The organism is Rhizobacter sp. (genome assembly GCA_021153565.1).
Classification (GTDB): domain Bacteria; phylum Pseudomonadota; class Gammaproteobacteria; order Burkholderiales; family Burkholderiaceae_C; genus Albitalea.
Window position 1 is genome coordinate 1 of record JAJKJU010000077.1, and the last position, 11,677, is coordinate 11,677.

General features: G+C 61.4%; 10 protein-coding genes and 1 pseudogene. 2 read left to right on the forward strand and 9 right to left on the reverse strand.

What is annotated here, in order from left to right; translation table 11 throughout:
- Positions 1-213 precede the first annotated feature (213 nt).
- The 8 genes from virB10 to AC30NL_RS04805 form a co-directional block, all read right to left on the reverse strand.
- Entirely contained in the window at positions 214-1,311 is a 1,098-nt protein-coding gene (gene virB10 / locus AC30NL_RS04770; protein ID WP_489462866.1) for a type IV secretion system protein VirB10, read from the reverse strand.
- Positions 1,308-2,153 (reverse strand): TrbG/VirB9 family P-type conjugative transfer protein, encoded by an 846-nt coding sequence (locus tag AC30NL_RS04775; RefSeq protein ID WP_489462867.1) that lies wholly within the window; start codon positions 2,151-2,153, stop codon positions 1,308-1,310. The genes virB10 and AC30NL_RS04775 overlap by 4 nt, the downstream gene beginning before the upstream one ends.
- Positions 2,150-2,875 (reverse strand): VirB8 family type IV secretion system protein, encoded by a 726-nt coding sequence (locus tag AC30NL_RS04780; protein ID WP_489462868.1) that lies wholly within the window; start codon positions 2,873-2,875, stop codon positions 2,150-2,152. The genes AC30NL_RS04775 and AC30NL_RS04780 overlap by 4 nt, the downstream gene beginning before the upstream one ends.
- Before the next feature lie 255 nt (positions 2,876-3,130).
- Complete coding sequence (locus AC30NL_RS04785) at positions 3,131-4,579, reverse strand: type IV secretion system protein (RefSeq protein ID WP_489462869.1); 1,449 nt, start codon at positions 4,577-4,579, stop codon at positions 3,131-3,133.
- A 3-nt stretch (positions 4,580-4,582) separates the two neighbouring features.
- Positions 4,583-6,952: a VirB4 family type IV secretion/conjugal transfer ATPase gene (locus AC30NL_RS04790; protein WP_489462870.1), complete on the reverse strand. Its 2,370-nt coding sequence runs from the start codon at positions 6,950-6,952 to the stop codon at positions 4,583-4,585.
- Positions 6,949-7,371 carry a VirB3 family type IV secretion system protein gene (locus AC30NL_RS04795; RefSeq protein ID WP_489462871.1) on the reverse strand — a complete coding sequence of 141 codons (423 nt, stop codon included), beginning with the start codon at positions 7,369-7,371 and terminating at the stop codon, positions 6,949-6,951. Before AC30NL_RS04795 ends, AC30NL_RS04790 begins: the two co-directional genes overlap by 4 nt.
- An 80-nt stretch (positions 7,372-7,451) precedes the next feature.
- Complete coding sequence (locus tag AC30NL_RS04800) at positions 7,452-7,742, reverse strand: TrbC/VirB2 family protein (protein WP_489462872.1); 291 nt, start codon at positions 7,740-7,742, stop codon at positions 7,452-7,454.
- A 19-nt stretch (positions 7,743-7,761) separates the two neighbouring features.
- Positions 7,762-8,409, reverse strand: a complete 648-nt coding sequence (locus tag AC30NL_RS04805) for a lytic transglycosylase domain-containing protein (RefSeq protein WP_489462873.1) — start codon at positions 8,407-8,409, stop codon at positions 7,762-7,764.
- A gap of 215 nt (positions 8,410-8,624) precedes the next feature.
- Between AC30NL_RS04805 and AC30NL_RS04810 the strand changes: the two genes are divergently transcribed.
- A complete protein-coding gene (locus tag AC30NL_RS04810) occupies positions 8,625-8,879 on the forward strand; it encodes a hypothetical protein (RefSeq protein ID WP_489462874.1) in 255 nt (84 codons plus the stop codon).
- A 165-nt stretch (positions 8,880-9,044) separates the two neighbouring features.
- Here AC30NL_RS04810 and AC30NL_RS04815 read toward each other — a convergent pair whose 3' ends face one another.
- Positions 9,045-10,487 (reverse strand): hypothetical protein, encoded by a 1,443-nt coding sequence (locus AC30NL_RS04815; RefSeq protein ID WP_489462875.1) that lies wholly within the window; start codon positions 10,485-10,487, stop codon positions 9,045-9,047.
- Positions 10,488-11,107: 620 nt separating this feature from the next.
- Between AC30NL_RS04815 and AC30NL_RS04820 the strand changes: the two are divergent.
- Positions 11,108-11,218, forward strand: a pseudogene (locus AC30NL_RS04820) (IS5/IS1182 family transposase); the annotation flags it as partial.
- Positions 11,219-11,677: the final 459 nt, after the last annotated feature.

Genomic DNA, 11,677 nt, shown 5'->3' on the forward strand with positions numbered 1-11,677 from the left:
AAACGGTCTGGCGGGTATGTATTGCTCCCTCTCCCTCTGGGAGAGGGCTGGGGTGAGGGTTGCGACCGTTGCTGTCCAAGGCTTTGCTTTCTCGACCGCCGCTGCCCTCACCCCAACCTTCTCCCGGAGGGAGGGGGAGTCATGTGGAAGCGGTCTGGTGGGTTTAGACAATTTCTGAGGCTTTACCAGTCGCCATGGGATCGGCCCGGCGGCTCATGGCGCGCTCACTTCCCTGTGGGTATAGACCGTGTTGAACCACAGGTCGCGATTGAGGTACACGGTCACGCGATCGCCTCGGTTCTTCGAGATCGTCGGCGGTATGTTGATCGTCGACTCGAGCACCTTCTCAGCGAGGCTCTTGGTCGTGCTCTGGGTGTTCTGGCCAGTCACGATCGTCGTTGAGGTCGTCGGAGAACTCTTTTCCTTCTGGATGTCGATGGCGTCACCGATGATGGACAGCAGCACTGCCGCGCCGATGCGCTGTGACCAGTGGTAGTCCACTCCGCCCTCGACACCCATCGCTCCGACGGCGTCGGTCGTCGGCGAGTCGACGTCGATCACCACGCCTGTCGGAGTCTTGATGCGTTGCCACAGGATCGCGATGCGCACATCACCCTGCTTCACGTCTGACTTGTACTCGCCGATGATCTTGCTGCCTTTCTCGATCAGCAGCACCTTGCCGTTCTCCGAGTACACGTGCTCCGGCACGACACAGTTGGAGCTTCCCGAGACGGTCGATATCAGTTGGGTCTCCAGCACGCAGGGAATGAAGGATCCGCGCGCCAGCAGATAAGAGCGGTCACCGAACTGGCGGGCACTGACCTGCGGCGTCGTGGTCGGTGCCTTGATCCCATCGGCCATCTGGTTGGCATACGTTTCAATCGTGCGCATGCGCGGCGGCTCGGACGCAGCAGCGTCGGGCGCGCCCCCGCTGAGCATCATGTTGGGCGGCTGTTGCGCAGCGGCAGGTGCGCTGGCCGTTGCGACCACCGGAATCGCGGACGACGCCACGGGCGCGGATGCAGGCGCCGTCAGCGGCGCGGCATCTTCGAAGCGGCGCGTTTCCGGAGTTTTTTCATTCACCTTCAACTGCTTTTCAACCGGAGTCGGCTCGCTGTGCGAGCGCATGAAGTCGGAGATCTTCGTCTTGATGAAGTACGCAGTCCCGCCGATCACGCCCAACGTGACCATGAACGCGAAGACGATCTTCGGAAAGACGTTGGATTTGCGACGGGGCCGCTCAACCTCGAAGCGGTGCGGGTCGTAGTCGTCATCGGGGGCCGCCTCGGCGCGCATCGGTGCGTCGTTCATTGCTTGTCCACCCGCATGACATTCGGGAATACCGTCTTTGTCCCGCCGCCTACCCCCATCGCGTCGTAAGCGTCATTGAACACGCCGATCATCGATCCCGCGAGGCGCAGGTTCCACATGGGCGCCACGGCGTGCAGCACCAGCCAGTCACCCTCCATGTGCGAGTTGACGACCACCTCCTCTTCGGTGCCTGGCACGCTCTTGTAGACCGCAGGCACCTCTTGGTTTCGGGGGAACAGCAACCAGGTGAATCGGCCGTCGTCAAATGCCTCGCGGGGACGGATGTCAACGGTCTCTGACACCACCTGCATCGTGTAGTTGGCGTTGCGGTACGGGTGCCGGTTCGGATAGTCCAGGCGCATCGAGTCAAGGCTCGCCGTGACAGGCTCGACTGGTACCGCAGCAGTGCCGGCCGCGGAAGTGGGAGCGGGCACGGTAGGCGTGTCGTCATCGAACACCACCTTTGACATCCGTCGGTTCAGATTGCCTTTGGCTGAAGGTCGCAACGGCACCAGGTCGAACACGTACGAGCGTGCGCGGGTGGTCACCAGCATCGTGGCTTCGGATGCCCCGGCCATCGCCCGGACAAACAGCCGGTGGCCGCGCTTCTGTATTTCCCATCCCGAAATGCCGCCACCGGCGACGTCCTCGATCGCTTCGGCGGCGCTGAACTCGATCAACACCGGGTGATCGATCGCCCCGAGCACGCGGGTGACATTGTTCGGCGTGTAGTTGACGTGAGTGACCCGCGTGGTTTCCAAGTATTGCTTCAACATTGGCGCGGCCAATGCGCCAGCGCTGCAGCACAGGCCCAGGATCAGGCCAGGGAACGTGACATTCATTGGGGGGCTCCGAGCGATGTAGAAGGTTGCGCGACGTACTCTTGGTCTGTGTGATACGCCACCACCGTGAAGCCGAGCGGGTTCGCGATGAGGTCACTCTCTTTTGCGAAAGTCTTCGGCTGGTAGGCGAACTTGAGCGTCGCGATGCGCCGAGTGGTGGAACTTTGGTTGCCTTGCTTCGTGTCGCGCTTGAGCAGGTCGTAGCGCACGGTCGCAGTGTTGTCGGCGTGCAGCACGATGCTCAGGATGCTCGGGATCGCTTCGATCGAATCGCCGACCCTCTTGTCGAGTGCGCTGGGGCCACTGAACTGGGCGTCGTAGTCCCTCCACAGGGGGGCATCAGCTAGCACCCGGACCGTGTCGTAGTCGTGCTGAAGCAGCTTGTAGATGTACCGCTCGCGCGCGACGACGTATTCCCGAATCCAGTACTTGTGCGTCAGTTCGCTCTCACCGACGAACTTGCGGGCCGTTGACGCAAGCTGTGCCTCGCCGGTCTGCTTGTCCACCGTGATGACATATGGAATGGCCTGCTTGAGCGGAACCAGCAGCGCAAGACAGATCGTCATCACGATGAGCAAGGTGCCAGCGATCGTCGCGACACGCCATGCAAGGATGCGTGACTGACGTTCGTGCAACACCACATCCTCTTCCCAACTCAATCTCGGAGGAGTTGTGGATTCGGTCGGGGCCATTGCCGCTTTGTCCTTGCGCAGCTTGATCATGGCCGTTCTCCGGAAGGCGATCCGCTTGCGCCAGTTGTGCCACTTGCGTTCGCGTCACGGGCGTCAGATGCCTTCGGCGCGCTCGCCTGCGGGGGGTTGATCGGGATCCGTTTGCTGCCATCCGCGTACGCGAGTTTCGGCAACGGATGGGAGCAGGCCGTGGTCAGCAACACGCCACACAACATGGCGCCGAGAAGTAGGAAGGTCTTATTCATGGTTGCAGGGAGCATGGGGAATGAAGAACGGTCGCCGCGATCACGGACTCTTGGCCCGCTGCCAGGCGTCTCGGAACGAAGAGCCGGCACGCTTGGACGACTGCACACTGGCCGCCTTGATCGGATCGCTGGAGCGGAACGCGCTGGCGAGCCCTCGCCGAGCCTGTTGAGCCATGGCGGGCAGGCGGGTTTGGCCAATGGTTCGACCGGCCGCCGTGCCCATGGCGTATGCGGCCGTGTTGACTGCACGCTGCTTGGCACGGCGTGCGAACGTCTTGGGAGCTGACGGCCCCGCACCGGAACCGCCGCCGCCGCCGCCACCGCTACCGCCCCGTGCACCGGATACGGGTCGGGAGCCTCGTCCCATGCCGTCAGTGACGGCCATGCCGGCGGCTCCGTACGCAAGGCCTTTCATGGCGCCTCTGACGCCACCGCCGTTCGCGCCGCCCTGGACCATTCCCTTCATCCCGCCCAAGGCCGCACCTTGCGCCGCACGCACCATGCCGATGGCGTTGCTGGCGACGCCAAGCGAGCCGACCATGTCTGCGGCGATGTTGCTGGCCTTCGCGAGCAGTGCCGCCAGCACGATCATGATGGCAATGAGCTTACCCTGCGCCTCGTACATCGGCGCCCCGATCGTCCCCCCCACGGGGATCAGTGCTTCGCCGCTGGCACCGCTGCTAAGCTCGCTGATGAACGTCGTCGCCTGTTCCTTCGCAGCGAGGACAATCACCAGCAGCACGATGGCTGTCAGCACATACTTGACGACCGACGTGAGCCATCCCTCAGCCCACTTCGCTGTGGACTCAAAAGCAAAACCTGCGAGGAACAGCGGGCCAAACGCCAGCACGATCACGATCGACTGGCTGATGACTTGCACGTCAATGAACGCGAAGATGCCGAACGCCAGGATGAAGAAGCTGAGAATGGCCTGCAGGATGATGGCCGGCACACCATCAAGGTGGGTGCCCTTGCAACCGCCGAAGGGGCAAATCTCGACAGAAAGGTGTTCTCGATCGTAAAGCAGCTTGTGCACCGTCTCGAAGACCGATACGCCCGACTGCATGACCGTGTCGAGTGCGACGTTGATGTCGGCACTGCCTCCACCTCCGCCCCCCAGACTGCCGCCAGCTCCAAGACTGCCGCCACCTCCACCGCCGCTACTCGCACTGTCGTGAGTCACATAGCTAGTCAAACTGTCCTGGAGATCTTTAAAGATCGGGCGAATATGGTCAACGTATTCGCTGCCTGCGAGGCACAGTGCGAAGACCAGGAACGCTCGCATTGCCTTGGCAAATACATCCAGGAAGTGATTTGACCCGCCCGTGCCGCGAATCACCGCGAAGCCATGAAAGGCCACCTGCACGCTCACACCGAGAGCTATGAGGGGTATGACCCCCTGGGCGAGGTCGGCCGGTAGCTTGTCCGCCAGCGGCTCGAACACGGTCTTCAGCCACGTGTTCATGTCGGAGAATGCCGTGAAAGCCATCGATCACTCCAGGAAGTGAGGCATCCAGTCCGCGGGATCCTCGCCATGAATGGCTCGCAGCCGATCGAGCTTCTGGACATTGGCTGTCGTGCCCGAAAGAACCTTCAGTTCCTCCTCAAATCCACTCAGGTTGAAGCTGTCGAGTGACACGGCTTCGCCCTGCTTGATGAGGAACTGTCGCGAGCCTTCGCCAAGGCCCTTGAGCAATTCAAACTCGGTCAATGTGAGCTTGAAGCCATCGACATAGTCGCCCTGGTCCGCCGTCGGATTGGGAAGGAAGATGAAGGTGGCGGTCTGCTCGATCAGGGCTCGCGCGATGGGGCTGCGCAGGGTGTCGGACGGGCTTTGGGTCATGTACACACCAAACCCGTTCTGCTTGCGGATCGTCTTCTGCTTGTTCTTCGCGAAGTCCTCGAAGTACGACACCGACAGCGCCTTCCAGTACTCGTCCATGAAGAACGCAAAGCGGCGCCCATCGATCATGCCTTCAACGCGGTACATCAGGTAGATCATGATCGCCGGACATGTGGCCGGGTCATCGAGCAGGTCGGTGTAGTCGAAGCCGAAGACGCCTCCGTCGTCGAACTCCAAGGCGTCCTCGGCGCAGTCGAGCGCCCACCCGAGGGGGCCCGAAGCAGCCCAGCGCTTGAGGCGTTCGGCAACGCTGTTCTGGTCAACATTCGGCAGGTTCTGGATCACGGCCTCGAACCCACGGAGCTCGCGCGGCAGTCTCGCAACGGCGCGCACGGCGTGGGTGATCTCCGCCTCCTCGCGAGGCGAGTGGGGCATTTCTGCGCGGTAAGTGCAGAAGCGAATCAGGTCGTCCCAGAACAGAAGATTGGCCTCGGTGGGCTCCATCTTGAAGGGGTTGAACTGCGTCGGCTCGCCCTTGCGCAGGGAGAGGTACTTGCCCCCCGCAGCACGGATGGCGATCTCTGCACCACGGTCTTTGTCGAAGTAGACAACTTGAGTGCCGTACTTCCGCAGATTCAGCATCAGGTATAGCGCGAGCACGGTCTTGCCCGAGCCGGACTGCCCGATGATCTGGCAGTTGCCGAGTGCGGACTGGCCAAAGGAGTCCTCATGCAGCGGGGTCGCATGGAAGTTGAAGTAGTACGGCTGGGCCGCCGGAGTACGGAAGATGGTGACTGCTTCTCCCCAAGGATTGCCGTCTCGCTTCCCGGACTGGAAGTTGTGCAATGAGCACAAGCCCGTGAAGTTGCGCGAGCTGAGGTGAGCTGAACGCGGACGCGCGCGCCAATTGCCCGGGAACTGCGACAGGTAGGCCTGGTCCACGACCAGGTCGACCGGCACCCCGAGGAACCCGACGGACTGCATACGCTCCAGTGCGATGGCGCGGCAGTCTTTGACGTCTTTGACGGTGTCGCCTATGATCTGCATCACATAGTGGTACTCGCCGAAGGCAAACGAGCCGCTGATCACGCCGTCGATGGCCGCATCGAGTTCGACAATCTGGCTCACGGCGCCGTCGTCAGCGCTGGAGAGCCGCTTGCGCTGGATCCGCAACGCTGCCAGCGCATCCATCGTGTGCATCGGAGAGAACGATTGCGTCTCGATGTACTCGAAGGGCAGGGCGATCATCGTGTTGAGAATGCCGGGTTCTGAGTACTCGGCGTAGTCTTTGATGTCAATGAAGGTCGAATAGTGGGTGCCGGCCAAGCCCCGTGTTTCAACCATCTCATTGCCGAACAGAACCCGCGACAAAGAAAGATATTGGTACAGCGGCACATCCTTGACGGGTACGGGTCGCCAGATGCCGTTGATCAGGTAGCCATAGAACTCCTGCTGACGACTGCAGGTGACACCTTCATGCTCATAGTCGGTCAGCAACGTGGGGCCGTAAGATGCCAGCGACGTCGTGACCTGCTTCTGAAGATCGGTCATCCGCTCGATGATCTCCATCTCTTCGTGGCGCTTCTCGTCGACCGTGTTGGCCGTCCGTCCGCTCAGTCGACCTGCCTTTTGCGGAAAGGGCCTGTAGAGGATCGTGAGATAGATCTCCGTGGCCATCAGGCCTTCATCGTTCAATTGGTCGTAATACTTGTTGACGACGTGCTCGGCGAATGTCTCCTTGGGGGCGGAGAGCCGGGCGCCGGTGAAACGTCGCAACCGGTGTATCCAGAACGCGAACTTGCCATTCGACAAGCTCCGGACCAGCACATTGAATGCCTCCATCTTGCCGTAGGCATCCGCGATGGACAGACCGTCGAATGCCAGACCGTCAATCTGCCACGTGGACATGTAGTCACCACTTCGGGCCGATACGACCGTGCTGGTGATGCGAGCAGACATTGGAATATGCCGGCTCAGTACATCTTCCTGATTGGCCAGTCGCTGCGTTGAGCTTTTCATCTGTCGCCTTCTCCGGCGGTTGTGCGTTGCGTAAACCGCGTGGCACCAAAGCTCTTGGCCCCCCAATGCCGCATGTTGCGTTTTGCAGGAAAGCCTCGGATCAGCAGCATGTACTGCAGCAGCCGCTGGTCATCATGTGAGCTGACGTTGCGCATGACCAGCACGCAGACGACGCAAGACAGAGCAATGGCGGTGGCCGCGAAAAGGCCGATCAGGATCACCGTCCACATGCAGACCAGGATGTGCAGTCCCACAACCAGAATGAACGGCACGACCGGCACCCCGGCCATCGTGGCCGGGCGGGTGGCGCCTTTGAAGATGACATCGCGATAGTTCATGGCTTGAGCAGAAGCAAATGACGAGCGAAGAAAGGCCAGGGCCTCGGCGAACGCGAGGCCCCGCACAAGGGGCGCGCGCACGGGCGCGCCCCTTGTGCGGGGACGAGTCGAAGGAGGAGGGGGTGCGCGCCGACGGCGCGGCGCGTCAGAGGCTCAGCCTCTCAGTGGATCAGTTGGGGGCCGACAGCAGCGGCGGATCCAATCAGAACGCCCCCCCAGAAAACCGGGGCCACGTCTTTCCATTCAGCGGCTTGGAAGACCATGCGAAAGCCCACGAACATCAACGCGCAGGTCACGATGACGCCGCCGAGAGCGAGCATCCATGAGTTGACGTTGCCGAGAAGTGTTTGCGCCGTGCTGCTGATCTGTGCGAATGCCGGGTGGGCACAGAGCAGTAGCGCAACGGCGATCAGCGCGAGCCTGGTAGACGATTGAAAGTTGGCGTGATTCATAAAATTCTCAGTGAATTAATTAGTCGAACATTGAGCGAAATGACGGTGCGTTCGGGGAAGAGAGTTTCTTGCCCCCATTGGAAAGGACCTTGTCTACGTAACCCATCTTCTCTCCGGCGGTATAACTCCCCGAGTAATAGCATGACAGCGCCGCGCGCAGCACCGCGTCAGGGGACCTGGAATTCAAAGAACGGGCCGCCCCCTCTTTGCAGCGAAGGAGCACATCAGCCCCGGCTTGTAAATTAACGCATGCATTGAATCCATTTTTAATATCACCAAGCCAACCAAATCTCTTGAAATGAATACGGTTTACTTGGCTTAAGCCGATTGAGTAGTTGTAGCCCGCCTTTTCCAGTTGGTCGGCAGTTTGCACCGCCTCCTGCAGATTGGCCGGCTGACGCTGTAAGCGGCCACCTACTACGCCAATGGCGAACGGATTTCCAGAGGATTCGACCCGCACAATTCGCGCCATGGTTTCCGATTCAGCTATCCCTGGACAATCTACCTGCGGCAACTCAAACACGATGCAGGAAAGGAAGATTTCGGTGCGCAGCTTCGTGGGCCAAGCTCCGATGCCACCGAATGCACATGCAAGACATATCAATACCCAATGCTTTTGTCCATCTGCAAACGGGGCGCATTGTCCGTGAATTCCGGTGGATTTCACACATGGAAAGTGCAAAGAAATGCTACTTGTGCTGGTGTCAAGTTTCGGTAAATTCTGTGTGATTGGATTGACGATTCAAAATGAAACGTCCCGTAAGACGGCCTCAGGAGCTTCCCGGCCTCGCTACTTCATCCTGTTGGCGGCAGCCAGGATTTCACGATGTGGATCGAATCCGCGCAAATTCAGACTCGAGGGCCCGAGGCCCCGAGGGTGTTTTGCGCGGCATAGCTGTCGATGCGAGTGCAGCGACCTTCGTCGGCGGCAGCACGTCGGACCTCGGCAGTGGCGCGTGGGTTGTGGTCACCGGCAAGGTGCAAGGCGATGTGGTCAAGGCCGACCGCTTCGAGTTCATCGCGCCGCCTGTTGCCCAAGTGGTCAAGCTCAAGGGCAAGATTCGCAACTACGACGCCGCGGTCCACACCTTCCACTTCCTCGGGCTCACGCTCAAGCTCGGCGAGAGCGTCGAGTAGGTCAACGGCAGCGTCACGAGCTTGATCAACGGCAAACGAGTGGGTGCTAGCGGTCGGCGTTGAACTTGTTCGGCATGGCGGATCTCGGCGACCTGGTTACTTCAAGGCGGCGCCATGCTACCGGACCGGGGCATCCATGCATCAACGCCGGATTTACATGGTTGCTCACAGCGGGTCGGTGTCTTTCAGCGACGTCTCTCGGCGCAGATTGCATTCTCTGGCTCCAGTCACCTGGGCAAGCACGGCAATGCGCCGGTCGTAGAGCATGGTGCGCACCTGCTCGTTGCTCTCGTGGATGCGCCTTGCCCATGCCGTCGGACCCTCCCGATCTTGGCGTGGCACCAACGTGCGGATCGTCTCGACCAGTTGCGCCATCTGCGGGTCGGTGTCGCGCAGCGCCGGGTCTTGGCGCAAATCGCCTTCTCTGGCTCCAGTGACCTGGGCCAGCACGGCAATGCGCGAGCGGTAGACCATGGCTCGCACCTGCTGGACGTTGTCGTGGATGCGACGTGCCCATGCCGCCAGAGCTTCCGAATCTTGGCGTGGCACCTGCGTGCGGATGGTGTCGGCCAGATGTTTCATTTGCGGGTCGGTGTCGCGCAGCGCCGGCTCTTGGCGCAAATCGATTTCTCTGACTCCAGTGACCTGGGCCAGCACGGCAATCAGCTGGACGGAGGGCATGGCGTGCACCTGCGCGTCGCTCTCATGGATGCGCCGTGCCCATGCCAACAGAGTTTCCAAATATCGACGTGGCACCCGCGTGCGGATGGTGTCGGCCAGATGCTTCATTTGCGGGTTGGTGTCGCGCAGCGCCGGCACTTTGCGCAAAGCGCCTCCTGTGGCTCCAGTGACCTGGGCCAGCACGGCAATGCGCCGGTCGTAGAGCATGGCGCGCACCTGCTCGTTGCTCTCGTGGATGCGCCGTGCCCATGCCGTCGGACCCTCCCGATCTTGGCGTGGCACCAACGTGCGGATCGCGTCGACCAGTTGCGCCATTTGCGGGTTGGTGTCGCGCAGCGCCGGCTCTTGGCGCAAATCGCCTTCTCTGGCTCCAGTGACCTGGGCCAGCACGGCAATGCGCTGGTCGTAGTGCATGGCTGGCACCTGCTCGACGTTGTCGTGGATGCGCCGTGCCCATGCCACCAGAGCTTCCGAATTTCGGCGTGGCACCTGCGTGCGGATGGTGTCGGCCAGATGCGCCATTTGCGGGTCGGTGTCGCGCAGCGCCGGCTGTTGGCGCAGATTGTCTTCTCTGGCTCCAGTGACCTGGGCCAGCTCGGCAATGCGCCGGTCGTAGTGCATGGCGGGCACCTCCTCGTCGCTGCCGTGGATGCGACATGCCCATGCCGCCAGAGTTTCCGAATTTAGGCGTGGCCACCGCGTGCGGATGGTGTCGGCCAGATGCTTCGTTTGCGGGTCGGTATCGCGCAGCGCCGGCTCTTTGCGCAAACAGCTTGCTCTGGCTCCAGTGACCTGGGCCAGCACGGCATTGCGCCGGTCGTAGGGCGTGGCGGGCACCTGCTCGTCGCTGTCGTGGATGCGCCGTGCCCGTGCCGCCAGAGCTTCCGAATCTTGGCGTGGCACCCGCGTACGGATGATGTTGGACAACGAAGCCCCTTGGTTTAGCCGCGCGGGTATTCCTTCGTGCGCCACCAGATCAACCCCGAAGAGGCGCACAGGGGGTTGGCCCGCTTCATCAGCGTGCAGCCTGTGTGATGCACTGCTTGCAGTGCGCATGTTGTCGCCAAGGACTGCACGGGGCCGCAGCGTGTCCGACGAAGGCCGTTGGTTTGGCCGAGCGGGCATCCCTTCGTGGGGCACCAGATCAACCCCGAAAAGGCGCGGGCGGCGTTGCAGCGGCTCTTCATCAGAGTACAGCCTCTGTGAGGAAGCGCCTGCGTTGTCAATACGAACTCGTTTCATGCTCTGTTCCTTGGCATTGCACGGATCTCGACTCTGCCCCCCCTTCCAGGGTTCGTGGTCCTGAAATGCGAAGCAGAGGTTGCTTTGGCGAAAGCCAAGGCTCTGTCGCAATAAGTGTCGAACAACGAAATAAGGCTAGTGTCGCGTCAAGCCTCAAGTGTCGGCTGCTCGCTTGCTCTCGAAGCGCATTGCGGCGTTGCGCCTCCTCGCCATAGTGGCGGCTATGACTCGTCGGCGCGCCTTGCACTGCGCTCCGACAGCGGCGCGATCAGCCGACACTTGTGGCTTGACGCGACACTAGGGACCTGGTGCATAGCCTTCACGCCACGGCCGCCAACGAGACCGACGTGGCGCACAGGCACGAAGTGCTGCACGGGCAGGAGACGAAAGCCTTTCTGGACGCGGGCTACATCGGTGGGAGGCACGGCGTTAGGCGGTCGGGCGTTTGAAAAGGCCACGGCGTACACCACGCATCGCGACCCGGCGGCGGGTTATACGCCTGGCCTCGCGCTGGCCTCGCACCCTCGGCGCTACTCGAGCGGTAGCGCACCATGCCATGGCTCAGAGGCTGAGAGCTTTTCGATCATGCCCGCTCATCACGCCAAAAGTCCCCCTGCTCGTCGTTGCAAATGCTCGCCATACCCGGGCTATGGCTGCGCTTTGCGCCTAGATCAGGCGCCTTTTGACGTGCTGCTCGGGCACGCTCGAAATGCTCTCAGCCTCTGAGCCGGCCGGTGCTGCGCATCGTGGGCCTCCGGGATTAGTTCCAGCAGGTCCCGACGCTCCACAAGCCCTTCGATCGCGAAGCGACCCAGTCCTGAGGTATCGAAGGATCAGGGCGAACGGGTGTTGATGACTTCACATCAGTTTGAATC